Source organism: Caulobacter sp., assembly GCF_035254145.1.
In the GTDB taxonomy this organism is placed as follows: Bacteria; Pseudomonadota; Alphaproteobacteria; order Caulobacterales; family Caulobacteraceae; genus Caulobacter.
Genome location: NZ_DATFAV010000239.1, coordinates 1 through 15,763, shown reverse-complemented (window position 1 = coordinate 15,763; position 15,763 = coordinate 1). Strand labels below are relative to the sequence as shown.

The window sequence follows — 15,763 nt, the reverse complement described above, 5'->3', positions numbered from 1 at the left end:
TTGTCTGAGAATCTGCTTCGCGACCGTCTGCGCGCGGTCACTTCCAAGAGCCATGCTGGCCTGGACGCCCTGGCCGCCGCCTTGGATCTCGAGACGAGAGCGGGCTATTGCGCCTTTCTATCCGCCTCGGCCGCGGCGCTGGCGCCGCTGGAATTGGCTTTGGAGCTGGCTGGGGTCGAAGGATGGCTCGCGGACTGGCCGCATCGCGCGCGTCGCGCCGCGCTCGCACGGGATCTCTCCGCCCTGGGGCTGCCCCAGCCTCGTCTCCTGACCTCGACGATTCCATCGGCCGCTTTCGGCGCGGGCGTTCTTTATGTGCTCGAAGGCTCCAGACTGGGCGCCAGGTTCCTGGCCCGCCAGGTGCGGCGCGCCGATCCCCAGGCGCCTCTCGCCTATTTGACCCATGGCGAAGGCCAGGATCTTTGGCGATCGTTCCTGACTTGGCTGGAAGCGCAACCTAAAGTCGGGTGGCGGACAGACGAGTCCGAAGCCGGCGCGCGATATGGGTTCCAATGTTTCTCGGCCGCGTTCGAGACCGTCTTTCCGCCTGGAGGTCTGAATGTCCGAGCCGGCGTCCATGCCCGGGTTTGAGGTCGATCTGACGAACTGCGATCGCGAACCGATCCATGTTCTCGGCGCGGTGCAGCCCTTCGGCTTTCTGTTGGCGGTCAATACCGACTGGCTCATCGCTCACGCCTCGACCTCGACCCTGCGCTATCTTGGCGTCCCGGCTGCGGACCTGCTGGGAAAGCCGCTAACCCAGGTCATGAGCGGTCACGCCATCCACGCCGTCCGCGGGCGTCTGCAGATCATGCGCGGCGCCGACGCCATCGAGCGGATGTTCGGCCTGCCGCTGGTGGACGGCGGCGAGGATTTCGATCTGGCGCTCCACTATTCGGGTCGCTTGCTGATCATCGAGGCCGAGCCCAGCCAGGCCGAGGCCTTGATCGAGGCGGCCTCGGCCGTGCGCTCGATGACCACCCGCATCGCGGCGCGCCCGACTTTCGAGGACTTCTGTCACGAGGCCGCGCGTCAGGTGCGCGCGCTGACGGAGTTCGACCGCGTCATGGTCTATCGTTTCGCGCACGACGGCGCTGGCGAGGTGATCGCGGAGTCGGTGCGACCAGGCATCGGCTCGTTTCTGGGACAACGCTATCCCGCCTCGGATATCCCGGTGCAGGCTCGCGCCCTCTACGAACGCAGCTGGCTGCGGATCATCGCCGACGTCGACGCGGAGGTTTCGCCCATCGTTCCGCAGGTGAGCGTCGCGGGCGAGCCCGTGGATCTGTCGATGAGCATGCTCAGAGCGGTCTCGCCGATCCATATCGAATATCTTCGCAACATGGGCGTGGCGGCCTCGCTGTCGATTTCGATCCTGCGAGACGGCAAGCTCTGGGGCCTCTTCGCCTGCCACCACTACGCCCCCAAGCACATCAGCTACGAACGGCGCACCGCGGCGGAGCTGTTCGGCCAGCTGTTTTCGCTGACTCTGGAAAGTCGGGAGCGGAAGATGGAAGCGCGCCGCCAGGCCGAGGCCCGCGCGCTGCACGATCGAATGATGGCCTCGGTGGTGGGCTCGCCCCAGGGGGCGGACGGCCTGAGCCCGTACCTCGACGACCTTTGCCGGCTTGTCCATTGCGACGGCATGGCGCTGTGGCTGGAAGGGCGGCTGACGTTGCGCGACTCCACGCCCGACGCCAGCAACGTCCACGCCTTGATCCGGGTGCTGGGCGAGAAGAACACCCACAGCGTTTTCGCCACGGACGAGATCGCCTCCGTCCTGCCATCCGCGGCGTCCTGGGCCGGCAAGGCGGCGGGCATGATGGCCGTGCCGTTGTCGCGCACGCCGCGGGACTATCTGATCTTTTTCCGGAAGGAGGAGGCCCAGACGGTCGTCTGGGCCGGCAAGCCCGCCAAGCTGGCGCAGGTGGGGCCTCTCGGCGAGCGTCTGACGCCACGCAAGAGTTTCGAGGCTTGGGAGGAGACCGTCAGAGGCCATAGTCGGCCTTGGACCCAGGTGGAACGGTTCCTGGCCGAAAGCATGCGTGTCAGCTTGCTGGAGATCGTCTTCAGGCTGACCGATCTGGCCGACGAGGAGCGCCAGCGCGCCAACCAGCGCCAGGAGCTCCTGATCGCCGAGCTCAATCACCGGGTGCGCAACATCCTGGGCCTGATCCGCGGCCTGATCAGCCAGAGCCGATCGGGCGTCTCGACCGTCGAGGAGTTCGCCGAGGTGGTGGGAGGCCGGGTTCAAGCCCTGGCGCGCGCTCACGACCAGATCACGCGTCACCAGTGGGGGCCGGGCGCGCTCAGCGACCTGATCACGGCCGAGGCCGAGGCCTATCTTTCGGCCAGGGCCGAGCGGGTGCGGTTGACGGGCGCGGCGACGGCGCTGGCGCCGGACGCGTTCTCGATCCTGTCGCTGGTGATCCACGAGCTGATGACCAACTCGGCCAAGTATGGCGCGCTTTGCGATCAGCGCGGCCATGTGACGGTCGATTGGGAACGCGACGCCCGAGGCGACCTGATCATCGACTGGCGCGAGCATGACGGCCCGCCAGTGAAGCCGCCCACGCGGCGCGGCTTCGGTTCGACCATCATCGAGCACTCCATCCCCCACGACCTCGACGGGGAAGTGACGCTGGACTACCGGCCCGAAGGCCTCCAGGCGCGGATCCGGATCCCGGCGCGCTATGTCACCACCGAGGGTGTCGTGGTCGCGGCGGCCAAGGCCAGGCGCGCCGAAACACCCGTGCGAGCGCCGGAGCGAATGCTGGTGCTCGAGGACAACATGATCATCGCGCTGGATCTGGAGGACATGCTGATCCGTCTGGGCGTCAAACAGATCACCTTGACCTCCAGCGTCGCCCAGGCGCTCGAGGCCCTGAACGAGGCGCTGCCGCCGTTCGCGATCCTGGACGTTAATCTCGGTTCGGAGACCAGTTTTCCCGTGGCCGAGGCGCTGCAGGCCGCCGGGGTGCCGTTCGCCTTCGGCACGGGCTTCGGGGACAGCGCGGCCTTTCCCGACCGCTTCCGGGACGCGCGGGTGCTGCAAAAGCCGTATAGCGCCGAAAGTCTGGAGGCCCTCTTCTAAAGGGGGACCCGCACGCGTCCGGCCGCCCGCCTCACGGCCGTTCGCACTCCCGGCGAAGGGCTTCCAGCGCGATCGGCGCGTCGCGACGCATCATCCCGCCGATCAGGCCGGCGGGCAGGCCAAACGGCGCGGTGGCCCACATGTCGTAGTCGACTTGGGTGCGCCTGCCGCCGTCCAGGGACGTCAGCCGCCAGGACCCTTCGCAGGCTCGGATGTCGCCGCCGATGCAGGTGAACCGGATCAGCCGGTCCGGCTCCAGGCTCACCCGCGAAGTGGAGTGCAGCGCGGGCAGGAAGAAGCTCCATTTCACGACATGTTCGCGGATCTCGCCGCCTGGATCGGCGGAAACGACCCGACACCGCCGCACGCCCGGCATGATGCGGTTGGCGCGGGCGCAGTCGAGCAGGGTGCGAAAGACGACCTCCGCCGGGGCGGCGATCTCGATCCTGGCCCGGACAACGCCCAGCCCCTGCTCGCCGGTGTGCGTCGTGACCTGGACGCCGGCGTCATCCGGCGCGCTCAAGGCGGACGTGGTCCAGCTCAGCAGGACGATAAGGGCTAGGAAGCAACGCATCGCGCCGAAGCTAACGCTTCGGCGCGACTTTCGTCAGGGCCCCTACGCCCCGGCGCGGTTCTGGACGAGATCGTCCACCACCGCGGGGTCGGCCAGGGTCGAGGTGTCGCCCAGGCTCTCCAGCTCGTTCTCGGCGATCTTGCGCAGGATGCGACGCATGATCTTGCCCGAGCGGGTCTTGGGCAGGCCGGGCGCCCACTGAATGACGTCGGGCGTCGCGATCGGCCCGATCTCCCGGCGCACCCAATCGATCAGCTCCTTGCGAAGCGCCTCGGTGGGCGTGACGCCGGCGTTCAGGGTCACGTAGCAGTAGATGCCTTGGCCCTTGATCTGATGCGGATAGCCGACCACCGCCGCCTCGGCGACGCGGGGGTGAGCCACCAGGGCGCTCTCGACCTCGGCCGTGCCGAGGCGGTGGCCGGAGACGTTGAGCACGTCATCGACGCGGCCCGTGATCCAGTAATAGCCATCGGCGTCGCGGCGGCAGCCGTCGCCGGTGAAATACTTGCCCGGATAGGTCGAGAAATAGGTCTCGAAGAAGCGCTGGTGGTCGCCATAGACCGTGCGCATCTGGCCCGGCCAGCTGTCGGTGATCACGAGATTGCCTTCGGTCGGACCCTCCAGGACGCCGCCCTCGGCGTCGACCAGTTGCGGAGTCACCCCGGGCATGGGGCCGCAGGCGGACCCGGGCTTCAGGGTGTCGGCGCCCGGCAGCGGCGTCATCAGGGTTCCGCCTGTCTCCGTCTGCCACCAGGTGTCGACGATCGGGCAGCGGCTCTCGCCGACCACACGATGATACCAGAGCCAAGCCTCGGGATTGATCGGTTCGCCCACGCTGCCCAATAGCCGCAGCGAGGCGCGGGAGGTGCGCTCGACGGGAGCCTCGCCCTCGCGCATCAGGGCGCGCAGGGCGGTCGGGGCGGTATAGAAGATCTCGACCTTGTGCTTGTCGATCACCTGCCAGAAGCGGCTGCTGCAGGGATAGTTCGGCACGCCCTCGAACATCAGGCTGGTCGCGCCGTTCGCGAGCGGACCATAGACGATATAGGTATGGCCGGTGACCCAGCCGACATCGGCCGTGCACCAGAAGATCTCGCCGGGGCGGTAGTCGAACACGACCTCATGCGTCCAGGCGGCCCAGACCAGATAGCCGCCGGTGGTGTGCAGCACGCCCTTCGGCTTTCCGGTCGAGCCCGAGGTATAGAGGATGAACAGCGGATCCTCGGCGTTCATCGGTTCGGGCGTGCAGTGGATCGAGGCCTTGGCCGCCGCAGTCTCGTAGATGACGTCACGGCCAGGGCTCAGCGGCACGCTGGCCCCGGTGCGGGTGACGACCAGCACCTTCTCGACGCCCGGACAATGGGCCACGGCGGCGTCGACGTTCAGCTTCAGGGGGACGCGCTTGCCGCCCCGTACGCCCTCGTCGGCCGTGATCACCAGCTTGGAGTCGCAGTCGTTGATCCGTCCGGCCAGGCTGTCGGGCGAGAAGCCGGCGAACACCACCGAATGCACCGCCCCGATCCGGGCGCAGGCCAGCATGGCGTAGGCCGCCTCTGGGATCATCGGCAGGTAGATCGTCACCCGGTCGCCCTTGGTCACGCCGTGGGCCTTGAACACGTTGGCCATCCGGCAGACCTGCTCGTGCAGCTCGGCATAGGTGATCTTGCGCGAGGCGGCGGGGTCGTCGCCTTCCCAGATCAGCGCGACCTCGTTGGCGCGATGCGGGAGGTGGCGGTCGATGCAGTTGGCCGACACGTTGAGGACGCCGTCCTCGTACCAGCGGATCCGGAAGTCCTCCTCATTGAAGGAGACGTCCTTGATCTTGGTCGGGGGCGTGATCCAGTCGAGACGGCCCGCCAGATCCTTCCAGTAGCCCTGGGGGTCCTCGTTGGCGCGGCGACGCGCGGCCGCCAGAGCGTCGGCGTCCAGATGGGCCCGCTCGGCCCAGGCTTTCGGAACCGGAAAAAGCATGCCGTCGCTCACCTGCCGTACTCCCATTATATCGTTGATCGCCGAGATAGGCGAAGCCGGCGACGTGGCGCAATAAGACCACTGTGGTTTGTCGCCCGCCAGCGGAGTTTGATCATCTGATAGGCCCGGAAGATGACGGTTCCGCGCCAGGGGGGTAAAGCATCGCCCAGCCGTCCTCCCGGAGTCCTTACATGCTGCTCGCGCTTTCCACCTGGGCCGAGATCGAAGCCTATCTGAAGACCAGCCAAACCGTGGTGGTGCCGATCGGCTCCAATGAGCAGCATGGCCCGACCGGCCTGCTGGGCACGGACTGGCTTTGCCCCGAGATCATCGCCCACGAAGCCCATAGGCGGTCAGAAAAGGTGCTGGTGGCGCCGACCTTCAACATCGGCATGGCCCAGCACCACCTGGCCTTTCCCGGCACCATCTTCCTTCGGCCGTCGACCTTCATCGCCGCGATCGGCGACTGGGTTCGCTCGCTGGGCGCCCATGGCTTCACGCGGATCTATTTCCTGAACGGCCACGGCGGCAACGTCGCGTCGATCGAGGCGGCCTTCTCCGAGATCTACGCCGACTACAGTTTCCGCCAGGCCCGCGCGCCGTTCGCGCTGAAGCTGAAGAACTGGTGGGACCTGGCGGGCGTCAACGCCCTGGCCAATCGCCAGTTTCCGACCGGCCATGGCAGCCATGCGACGCCCTCGGAGATCGCCGTGACCCAGTGGGCCTATCCCGAGACGATCAAGTCGGCGGGCTACGAGCCCAAGATCGCGCCGACAGGGCCGATCCGCGAGGCGCTGGACTTCCGCGCTCGCTACGCCGATGGCCGCATGGGCTCGGACCCTGGCCAGGCCACGCCTGAAAAGGGCGGCGAGCTTGTGGACTTGGCCGCCAAGGCCCTGATCGAGGATCTGGCGGCCTTCACGGCGGAGACGGCGCCGGCTTAGTGCCTGTTTATCTGGTTTAGATGGAACCATCTAAACCAGATAAACAGGCACTAATTCATGCACTTAGAGCGCGTTCGAGCGGTTTAACCGCATGCACCCAAACCTAACGCGCTCTAGGCGTCCTCTAGGCGGCGCGACAAGGCCGGCTGGCCATGGCGCGCGGCCATCACCTCGCCAACGACCGCCACCGCGACCTCGAACGGCGCCTTGCCGCCCAGGTCGAGGCCGATCGGGGCGCGAAGCTTGGCGAGATCGCGATCGGAGAGGCCCCCCGCCTTCAGTCCCGCCAGCCGCTCGGGGAGGCGACGGCGGGCGCCCAGCAGTCCCACATAGGGCGCCGCCGAGGGTAAGGCCGCCATCAGGGCCTTGTGGTCCTGCTCCGGATCGTGGCCGCAGACGGCGACCGCGGTCCAGGCGTCGAGCCCGATGGCGTGGAGCGCGTCGGCGACGTCGTCGCGGCGATAGGCTACGCCGGCCAGCGGCGGGGGCGACGGCGGCCCCTTGGGGCGAACCAGAAAGGTCTCGAAGCCGGATTGCGTGGCGAGGCTCGCCACCGCCAGGGCCGTGGGATCGCCGCCGACCACCACCATGCGCGGCGCTGGGTCGTAGGCGCGTTCGAATGCGCCGCTCCAAGGCGCCTGCGGCTCCTCGGCGCAAAGACGCCTCAGACCGTCGCTGACCCAAAACGCGGGCGCCCTCCGACGCGAGAGGTCGAAGAGCGTGATGGCCGCCGGATCGTCCGGGGCGATTCGCTCGACCAGAATTTCGATCCGCGCGCCGCATAGCAGGCGGATGTCGGGCCAGGGGCTGCCTTCGCCATAGACGAGTCGTCGAGGCTGGCCGTCCTCCAGGCAGGCCCGGGCGTGACCATCGACGTCGGCCTCGATGCAGCCGCCGGAAAGGAAACCTGAAATGATTTGTTCGCCGAACACCATTTGCGTCCCGACGGGACGCGGACCGCCCCCGTCGAGCGCGATGATGGTGGCCAGGGCCGACGGGCCCCGTGAAAGCGCGTCCGCCAAGGCCGGACGGGCGTCGTCGGCCATGCCGTACATGGGCCAGGCGCCCTCGGAACGATCAGTGATCATCGGCGCGACTTTAACTCCTCGGCAAGGTTCCAGAAACCTCATGTTCAAACCTTGGCGCGTACCGTTCCTCTCTGTTGGTGTTTTTGCGCACGGATGGCGATGTCCATTTCGGTCTCAAAATTGGGTCTCGCGGCCGCTCAGTTCGGCCTGGACGGCGGCGGTTCGGCCGTGCGCGGCCGTTCGCCCGAAGCCGAGACCCGCGACATCCTGAACATCGCCGCCCGCGCCCGCCTGTCGGTCCTCGACGTCTCGGGCCTGTTCGGCCGCGCCGAGACCCTGCTCGGCGATCTCCTGCCGCGCCCGACGACGTTCCGCGTCACCCTGGCCGCCGGCCGCGCCGATCGTGGACCCGACTATGTCGAGGCCGAGGCCCGCGCCACGCTTCGCCGGATCGGCGTCGAGCGCGCCGACTCGATCATCGTCCATTCGCCTTCCGAACTCTTCGGCGCCCACGGCGGCGCGCTCTGGGAGCGGTTGCAGCGTCTGAAGGATCAAGGCCTGTTCGCCAAGATCGGCGTCGCCGCGCACGCCTCCGACGATCCGGTCGGCGTGGCCAAGCGCTTCAAGCCCGACATTCTGCAAGCGCCAGCCAGCCTGCTTGACCAGCGCCTGTTGGCCGACGGTTCGCTGCAACGCATCGCCGGCATGGGCGTCGAGGTGCATCTACGCTCGATCTTCCTGAACGGCCTGCTGTTCCTGCCGCCCGACCGGGTTCCGGCCCAGCTGAAGGGCGCGTCGGGCCGTTTGTCGCGCGTTCGCCGGATGATCGCCGAAGGGCGTTCGGATCCGCTTCAGGCCGCCCTTGGCTTCGCCCTGTCGCGGCCGGAAGGTTCGGCCGTTCTGGTCGGCGTCAACTCGGCCGCCGAGCTGTCGGCGGTGGTCGCCGCCGCCTCGAGCCCGCCGCCCGACCTGGATTGGGACGAGATGGCGATCGACGATCCGGTCGCTCTGGACCCGCGACGTTGGGTCGCGTAGTCGCCGCAGCTGTCTTGAGCTCGCGCAAAGGCGAGCAAATTCAATATATTGATGGGCTATCTTTCGCGCCGCGCCGATTTCGGGCGGTCGCGGGGCTCTGGCGCGTCCTGGGAATCAGTCGTGAGAATGGCTGCGTGCGGTCCTCGCCGCGCCGTCCCTCTCGCGGGCGACCCTTTACGTCTTTTAACCTTATGGTTCGCTTGGTTTTTAAGGAATCGAACTTAGCCTGATCCCAGGAAGGGAGACGCGTCATGATCCTCGCCGTGCTGCAGGCCCGCATGGGTTCGTCCCGACTGCCGGGCAAGTCGATGGCCACCCTTCGCGGCGAGCCGATGATCATCCGCCAGCTGGAGCGCCTGCGCGGCGCGCGACGTCTCTCGAAGATTATCGTGGCGACCAGCGCCGACACCGTCGACGACGCCCTGGCCGGCTTCCTGGTCTCGCGAGGCCATACCGTCAATCGCGGCGCCGGCGCCGATATCCTGGCCCGCATCGCGCGCTGCGCCGAAACGATGAGCGCCGTCAGTCATGTCGTCCGTCTCAAGGGGGACGCGCCCTTCGTCGATCCGGGGGTCATCGACGAAGCCATCTTCATGGCCCTGGCCAGCGGCGCCGACTACACGTCGAACCGCATCCATCGCACGTTCCCCGCCGGCCTCGAGGTCGAGGTCATCAAGGCTAGCGCCCTGCAGGCCGCGGCCGCCGAAGAGCGCGATCCGATGGCGCGTATTTCGCCGACGGCGGCGATCCGTAACCAGCCGGAACGCTGGAGCCAGGCTCATCTCAAGGCGCCGCGCGACTGGTCGCGCCTGGACTGGCGGGTGAAGACCGCCGCCGATCTGGCCTTCGCCCGTTCGGTGTACGACGCCCTGCACCCCGTCGACCCGGAGTTCCGGATGAACGACGTGCTGGACCTGATCGGCAGCCGCCAGGACATCGCCCGCTTCGCGGCGTAATGAACTGTCATCCCGGCTCCGCCTCGCGGCGGCCGGGATGACACGTTTTATCCGAGCCCTATTTCCAGGCCCCGTAGGGATCGACCGACGTCTTGCCCAGCGCCTCGGCCACGGCCGGATGGGTCAGTTCGCCCTTCAGCACGTTCAGGCCGCGCGCCAGGTGGACGTTGGTCTTGAGCGCGTCCAGCCCCTTGTCGGCCAGGGCCAGGCCGAACGGCAGGGTGGCGTTGCCGAGGGCTTCCGACGAGGTGCGCGGCGCCGCGCCTGGCATGTTGGCCACGCAATAGTGCACCACGCCGTCGACCGTATAGGTCGGCTCGGCATGGGTGGTCGGCTTGGAGGTTTCGAAGCAGCCCCCTTGGTCGATCGAGACGTCGACCAGAACCGAGCCCGGCTTCATCTGCTTGAGATGTTCCCGGCGCACCAGCTTGGGCGCGGCGGCGCCGGCGGTCAGCACCGCGCCGATGATCACGTCGGCCTTGAGGATCTCCTCCTCGACGGCGGCGAAGGTCGAATAACGGGTCAGGATGCGGCCCTGATAGAGATCGTCCAGTTCGCGCATGCGAGGGATCGAGCGTTCCAGCACCACGACCTCGGCGCCGAGGCCGGCAGCCATGCGGGCGGCGTTGCTGCCCACGACGCCGCCGCCCAGGACCGCCACGCGGGCCGGCGGCACGCCGGGCACGCCGCAAAGCAAGAGGCCCATGCCGCCGTTGTGCTTGAGCAGGGTCTCGGCCGCCGAGAAGACGGCGATGCGGCCGGCCACTTCCGACATCGGGGCCAGTAGCGGCAGGCCGCCGCGCGCGTCGGTGACGGTCTCGTAGGCGATGGCCGCGCAGCCGCTCTTGAGCAGACCTTCGGTCTGGGCCGGATCGGGCGCCAGGTGCAGGTAGGTGAAGAGGATGTGGCGCGGCTCGAGCTTTTCCCACTCGACCTTTTGCGGCTCCTTGACCTTCACGATCATGTCCGCGCCGGCGAAGACCGCCGCGGCGTCGGGCGCGATCGTCGCGCCCGCCTTGACATAGACCTCGTCGGCATAGCCGGCGCCGAGACCAGCGCCCGACTGGACGAGGACGGTGTGTCCATGGCCGACATATTCCCGAACAGCCGTCGGGGTGAGACCGACCCGGTGTTCGCCAGGTTTGATCTCGGATGGGACGCCAACCCGCATGATGCTTCCTCCAAAAGCGCTTGCCGTGATCCTGCGCTCCGGCGAGCGCAGTTTCCTTGGCGATTTCGTGCTCGCCACCTACTGTGACGCAGGATTCCTGCGTGATATGATGTTCCCATGAAGAAAGCCGCCGTCAGCCTCGACAGTTTCGACCGGAAGCTCCTTCACCTGCTGCAGCGACGGGGTCGCGCCAGCTATGTGGAAATGGGCGAGGCGGTGAATCTTTCCGAGTCCGCCTGTCTGCGCCGCGTCCGCGCGTTGGAAGAGGCCGGGGTGATCAGCCGATACGCTGCGGTGATCGACGAGCGGGCGGTCGGCCTGCCGCTCAGCGTGTTCGTCACGGTCACCCTCTCCTCGCAGGCGGAGTCGGCGCTCAGCGCCTTCGAGAAGGCGATCGCCGGGGTGCGGGAGGTGGCCGAGTGCTATCTGATGACTGGCGGGTCGGACTATCTGCTGCGTCTGGTCGTGCGTGACGTGGACGACCTGGAGCGGGTCCACGCCCAGGAACTGACCCGCATCCCAGGGGTCGTGCGCGTCAGCTCCAGCATCGCGATGCGGACGGTGGTGAAGCGCGGTGAATTGCCGCTTTAGGCGGCCGGTTAACATTCCTTGAGGCGTTTTGATCTAGCTATTCCCCCGACATCGAACGACGTCGGGGGACGAAATGGTTTCGAGACGACTTCTGCTGGGCGCCCTGGCGGGCCTGGCCGCGCCTGCGCTCGCCTTCGCCGAGGGCGATGGCCATCCGCCCAGCCTCCTGACCAAGAAGGGGCGCCGCACGGCTCGGGCGCTGAACCATCAAGCAGGCGACAAGGCCGCGCTCGACAAGGCCCTGGCCACCGTCAAGCCGATGGAAGCCGAACCGGCCCACGCGCCCGAGACCGAGGCGGCCCCCCAGGCTGTCAGCCCGGACGAGGCGCTCGGCCGGCTCAAGCAGGGCAACGCCATCTTCGCCCGCGGCGGCGCGAACATCTCCCTGCCGACGATGCTGCGTGTCGCCGAGCTGTCAAAGGGCCAGAAGCCGTTCGCGGTGGTGATCGGCTGCTCCGACAGCCGGGCGGCGCCGGAGCTGATCTTCGACTGCAACCTGGGTGAGCTGTTCGTGGTCCGCGTGGCGGGTTCGACGGTCAGTCGCGAGGGCCTGGGCTCGATCGTCTACGCCGTCGAGCATCTGGGCGCCCCGCTGATCGTCGTGCTGGGCCATACCAAGTGCGGCGCCGTCGGCGCGGCCGTTGACGTCGCCACCAAGCACGCCGAGCTGCACGGCGCCTTGCATGAGATGGTGCTGCCGATCATTCCGGCGGTCCTGGAAGCCGGCGAGAAACACCCGGCCGACCTGCAGGACGCCGCGATCCGCCAGAACGTCCGCGACATCGCCGGCCGCCTGAAGGTGGCCGACGGTATCCTGGCCGAGAAGCTGGAACAGGGCCGCCTGAAGATCGCCTCGGCCTGTTACGACCTGACCACGGGGATCGTGGCGTTCGACGCCTGACGCCGGTCTGCTCGGATTCAGCCGGACATGGCCTCGGCGACCACGCGCTCGTAGTCGGCCAGGCTGGCGATGCCGATATTAAGGTCGGTCACCAGGCCGTTGCTCAGTGAGTAGACCCAGCCGTGCACGGCCAGTTCCTGGCCGCGCGCCCACGCGTCCTGCACGAAGACGTCGGCGGCGACGTTGCGCACCTGGCGCGCGACGTTCAGCTCGGTCAGCCGGTCCAGCATGGCCTGCTTTTCCGGAATCTGCGCCAGCTCGTGCTTGTGCTCGGCGTGGACCTCGCGGATCGGATGCAGCCAGTGGTCGACGAGGCCCCGGCGTTGGCCGTCGATGGCCGCCGCCACGCCGCCGCAGCCATAGTGGCCGACGACCATGACGTGCTTGACCTTCAGGACCTCGACCGCGAACTGGAGCACGCTGAGGTAGTTGGCGTCCTGCGGCGGGGCCAGGTTGGCGACGTTGCGGTGCACGAACAGTTCGCCCGGATCCAGGCCGACGATCTCGTTGGCCGGAACGCGGCTGTCGCTGCAGCCGATCCACAGGTATTCGGGGCTCTGCTGGCCTTCCAGACGCTTGAAGAAGTCCGGATCGACCTCGGTCTTGCGCTCCGACCAGGCGGCGTTGTTGGCTTTCAGGTCCTCAAGCATCTAGCGCTCCGGATGATGATCGGGATGGGCGGCGGCGATGGCCGGATGCTCGGCGGCCTGAGCAGCGGCGGCCCGGATCGCCGGGAAGGCCGAGAGGTCGACCTTGAAACGGCCGGCGTTGAACACCTGCGGGATCAGAAGACAGTCCACCAACCCCGGCGCGTCGCCGAACGCGAAGTCGCCGCCATGCCGGGCGACCATCGGCTCCAGGGCGGTGAAGCCGTCGGTGATCCAGCGGGTCGCCCAGGCGTTGCGATGATCTTCGTCGATCTCCAGAGCCGTCAGGGCCCGCAGGATCCGCAGATTGTTCAGCGGATGGATGTCGCAGGCGATGATCTCGGCCATGGCGCGCGCGGCGGCGCGATCGAAGGGATCCAGCGGCAGCAGGCGAGGTTGCTCGGGAAAGGCCTCGTCCAGCCACTCCAGAATGGCCAGGCTCTGGGTCAGGGGACGTCCGTCGACCTCCAGCGTGGGCACCAGGGCCTGGGCGTTGAGGGCGCGATAGTCTTCGCCCTGATGCGCGTTGGCGAGCAGGTCGACGGGCCGCAGCTCGAAGGGCAGGCCCTTCAGGTTCAGGCCGATCCGCACCCGGTAGGGCGCGCTGGCGCGCTTGGCGCTATGCAGGACGAGCTTCATCGCGTGGTCCTTCAGACGAGCGTGAATTCCAGACGGCCGACGCCCTCGACCTCACCGACGATCGTGTCGCCGCGGACGACGGCGCCGACGCCTTCGGGCGTTCCGGTGAAGATCAGATCTCCGGCCGCCAGGGTCCAGAGTTCGCTGGCCTTGGCGATCACCTCGGCGATGTTCCAGATCATGTCGCCGACCTGGCCGCGCTGACGCTCGACCCCGTTGACCGACAGGGTGACGGCGGCTCCGGGCGGCGGAGCGGCCATGATCCGGATGGCGCTGATCGGGGCGCTGGCGTCGAAGGCCTTGGCGGCCTCCCACGGTTGGCCCTTGGCTTTGGCCTGCGCTTGCAGGTCGCGCCGGGTCAGGTCGACGCCGACCGCGTAGCCGAACACCGCCTCGAGGGCCTGCTGCGGGGTCAGGTTCGCGCCGCCGCCCTTGAGCGCCACCACCAGCTCGATCTCGTGATGCAAATCGGTGGTCGCCGGCGGATAGGGCGCCTTGGTCGGTTCCGGTACGATCGCGTCGGCCGGCTTGGCGAAGAAGAACGGCGGGTCGCGATCGTCTCCGCCCATTTCCCGGCGGTGCGCGGCGTAATTGCGGCCGACACAGAGGATCCGGCGAACGGGGAAGACCACGCCAGAACCGCCTCCTTGGTCCTCCACCGGGACCGTCGGAATGGCGTGCGGGGGGAACGCGTAGGTCGTCATGGCGCCTCCTGTAAACCCAAACGCCGGCCGCAAAAACCCTCCACGCACATTGATGGCGCGTCAGCCGTAAACTGGCCGTCGTTCAGAAATCCTGCGGTTGAAGAACGTGTCTAAAAGTTCTTTCACTTGCCCCGGTCCGCGCCGCCGAGTCATGACGGTGTGGGGATTTTTGGGCGGACTATCGGGGCGCGGAACGTTCATGCTGATCATCGAGAACTTGACCCACGTCTATGGCAACGGCGTAAGGGCCCTGGACGAGGTCAGTTTGACGATACCGCGCGGCATGTTCGGCCTTCTGGGCCCCAACGGCGCGGGCAAGTCCACGCTGATGCGGACGATCGCCACCCTGCAGGCGCCGACGTCCGGCCACATCCGCTTCGACGACATCGACGTCCTCAAGAACCCCGAATCGCTGCGGCGCACGCTGGGCTATCTGCCCCAGGATTTCGGCGTCTATCCGCGCGTGTCGGCCTACGACATGCTCGACCACATGGCGGTGCTGAAGGGGATTTCGCAGGCCAAGGCGCGCAAGGAGACGGTCGAGCACCTGCTGAACCAGGTGAACCTGTGGAACGTCCGCAAGAAGGCCATCGCCGGCTTCTCCGGCGGCATGCGCCAACGGTTCGGCATCGCCCAGGCCCTGATCGGAGATCCGCGCCTGATCATCGTCGACGAGCCCACCGCGGGCCTGGACCCGGAAGAGCGCAACCGCTTCCTGAACCTGCTGGCCGAGATCGGCGAGAACGTGGTGGTGATCCTGTCGACCCACATCGTCGAGGACGTCTCCGACCTCTGCCCGGCCATGGCGATCATCTGCGACGGCGCCATTGTGCGCGAAGGCGCGCCGCTCGACCTGGTCGGCCAGCTGAAAGGCCGGATCTGGAAGAAGATCATCGACAAGAGCGAACTCGAGGCCGCCAAGGCCCAGCACAAGGTCATCTCCACCCGCCTGCTGGCCGGACGCACCGTCATCCACATCCTGTCCGACGACAATCCGGGCGACGGCTTCACATCGGTCGAGGGCGGGCTGGAGGATGTTTATTTCTCCACCCTGTCGACCACCCGGCGGGCGGCCTGACGGGGAGCGGCGCGATGTTTCGCAAGATCGCGGGCTTCGAGCTCCGCTACCAGATGAAGTCGCCCGTCTTCTGGGTGGTGGCGATCATCTTCTTCCTGCTGACCTTCGGGGCGGCGACGATCGACCAGATCCGCATCGGCGGCGGCGGCAACATCCACAAGAACGCGCCGTTCGCTATCGCCCAGACCCACCTGATCCTGTCGATCTTCTACATGTTCGTGACCACGGCCTTCGTCGCCAATGTGGTGGTGCGCGACGACGAGACCGGCTTCGGGCCGATCCTGCGGTCCACGCGGGTCAGGAAGTTCGACTATCTCTACGGGCGCTTCACCGGGGCCTTCCTGGCGGCGGCGATCTCGTTCCTGGTCGTGCCGCTGGCCATCTGGATCGGCTCGTTCATGCCGTGGATCGACCCCGAGCGCCTCGGGCC

Annotated in this window: 15 protein-coding genes and 1 pseudogene; 9 read left to right on the top strand and 7 right to left on the bottom strand. The window is 67.5% G+C overall.

Features of this window, described 5'->3' with window-relative positions; genetic code table 11:
- The gene (locus VJ655_RS14595) at window positions 1-591 is read left to right on the top strand and encodes a biliverdin-producing heme oxygenase (protein WP_324112272.1); all 591 of its coding nucleotides are present in this window, start codon (window positions 1-3) and stop codon (window positions 589-591) included.
- Entirely contained in the window at window positions 560-3,094 is a 2,535-nt protein-coding gene (locus VJ655_RS14590; RefSeq protein ID WP_324112270.1) for an HWE histidine kinase domain-containing protein, read from the top strand. The genes VJ655_RS14595 and VJ655_RS14590 overlap by 32 nt, the downstream gene beginning before the upstream one ends.
- Before the next feature lie 31 nt (window positions 3,095-3,125).
- Here VJ655_RS14590 and VJ655_RS14585 read toward each other — a convergent pair whose 3' ends face one another.
- Both VJ655_RS14585 and acs read right to left on the bottom strand, forming a co-directional pair.
- Window positions 3,126-3,617, bottom strand: coding sequence for an SRPBCC family protein (locus VJ655_RS14585; RefSeq protein WP_324112268.1), 492 nt, complete (start codon window positions 3,615-3,617; stop codon window positions 3,126-3,128).
- 93 nt (window positions 3,618-3,710) lie between these two features.
- Window positions 3,711-5,666, bottom strand: coding sequence for an acetate--CoA ligase (gene acs, locus VJ655_RS14580; RefSeq protein ID WP_324112264.1), 1,956 nt, complete (start codon window positions 5,664-5,666; stop codon window positions 3,711-3,713).
- A gap of 164 nt (window positions 5,667-5,830) precedes the next feature.
- On the opposite strand from acs, the gene VJ655_RS14575 reads away from it, so the two are divergent.
- On the top strand, window positions 5,831-6,583 hold the full coding sequence (locus VJ655_RS14575) for a creatininase family protein (protein WP_324112262.1): 753 nt from the start codon (window positions 5,831-5,833) through the stop codon (window positions 6,581-6,583).
- A gap of 113 nt (window positions 6,584-6,696) precedes the next feature.
- Here VJ655_RS14575 and VJ655_RS14570 read toward each other — a convergent pair.
- Window positions 6,697-7,778 (bottom strand): annotated as a pseudogene (locus tag VJ655_RS14570) (XdhC family protein).
- Here VJ655_RS14570 and VJ655_RS14565 point away from each other — a divergent pair.
- Window positions 7,771-8,646, top strand: coding sequence for a bifunctional regulator KidO (locus VJ655_RS14565; protein WP_324112260.1), 876 nt, complete (start codon window positions 7,771-7,773; stop codon window positions 8,644-8,646). The pseudogene VJ655_RS14570 and the gene VJ655_RS14565 overlap by 8 nt on opposite strands.
- A 251-nt stretch (window positions 8,647-8,897) precedes the next feature.
- Complete coding sequence (locus tag VJ655_RS14560; protein ID WP_324112258.1) at window positions 8,898-9,602, top strand: glycosyltransferase family protein; 705 nt, start codon at window positions 8,898-8,900, stop codon at window positions 9,600-9,602.
- Between the two features lie 58 nt (window positions 9,603-9,660).
- Here VJ655_RS14560 and ald read toward each other — a convergent pair whose 3' ends face one another.
- Window positions 9,661-10,773 carry an alanine dehydrogenase gene (gene ald / locus VJ655_RS14555; RefSeq protein WP_324112256.1) on the bottom strand — a complete coding sequence of 371 codons (1,113 nt, stop codon included), beginning with the start codon at window positions 10,771-10,773 and terminating at the stop codon, window positions 9,661-9,663.
- A gap of 117 nt (window positions 10,774-10,890) precedes the next feature.
- Between ald and VJ655_RS14550 the strand changes: the two genes are divergently transcribed.
- Both VJ655_RS14550 and VJ655_RS14545 read left to right on the top strand, forming a co-directional pair.
- Window positions 10,891-11,364 carry an Lrp/AsnC family transcriptional regulator gene (locus VJ655_RS14550; RefSeq protein WP_324112254.1) on the top strand — a complete coding sequence of 158 codons (474 nt, stop codon included), beginning with the start codon at window positions 10,891-10,893 and terminating at the stop codon, window positions 11,362-11,364.
- Between the two features lie 73 nt (window positions 11,365-11,437).
- Window positions 11,438-12,265, top strand: a complete 828-nt coding sequence (locus VJ655_RS14545; protein WP_324112253.1) for a carbonic anhydrase — start codon at window positions 11,438-11,440, stop codon at window positions 12,263-12,265.
- A 17-nt stretch (window positions 12,266-12,282) separates the two neighbouring features.
- Here VJ655_RS14545 and VJ655_RS14540 read toward each other — a convergent pair whose 3' ends face one another.
- The 3 genes from VJ655_RS14540 to VJ655_RS14530 are packed head-to-tail and all read right to left on the bottom strand — an operon-like array spanning window position 12,283 to window position 14,255.
- Complete coding sequence (locus VJ655_RS14540; protein WP_324112251.1) at window positions 12,283-12,915, bottom strand: carbonic anhydrase; 633 nt, start codon at window positions 12,913-12,915, stop codon at window positions 12,283-12,285.
- The gene (maiA, locus tag VJ655_RS14535) at window positions 12,916-13,551 is read right to left on the bottom strand and encodes a maleylacetoacetate isomerase (RefSeq protein WP_324112249.1); all 636 of its coding nucleotides are present in this window, start codon (window positions 13,549-13,551) and stop codon (window positions 12,916-12,918) included. It lies immediately after the preceding gene.
- 11 nt (window positions 13,552-13,562) lie between these two features.
- Window positions 13,563-14,255, bottom strand: coding sequence for a fumarylacetoacetate hydrolase family protein (locus tag VJ655_RS14530; protein WP_324112247.1), 693 nt, complete (start codon window positions 14,253-14,255; stop codon window positions 13,563-13,565).
- A gap of 199 nt (window positions 14,256-14,454) precedes the next feature.
- Here VJ655_RS14530 and VJ655_RS14525 point away from each other — a divergent pair, with 199 nt between their 5' ends.
- Both VJ655_RS14525 and VJ655_RS14520 read left to right on the top strand, forming a co-directional pair.
- On the top strand, window positions 14,455-15,333 hold the full coding sequence (locus VJ655_RS14525) for an ABC transporter ATP-binding protein (RefSeq protein WP_324112245.1): 879 nt from the start codon (window positions 14,455-14,457) through the stop codon (window positions 15,331-15,333).
- Window positions 15,334-15,347: 14 nt separating this feature from the next.
- Window positions 15,348-15,763: ABC transporter permease (locus VJ655_RS14520; protein WP_414646982.1), on the top strand; the 416-nt coding region annotated here is incomplete at its 3' end.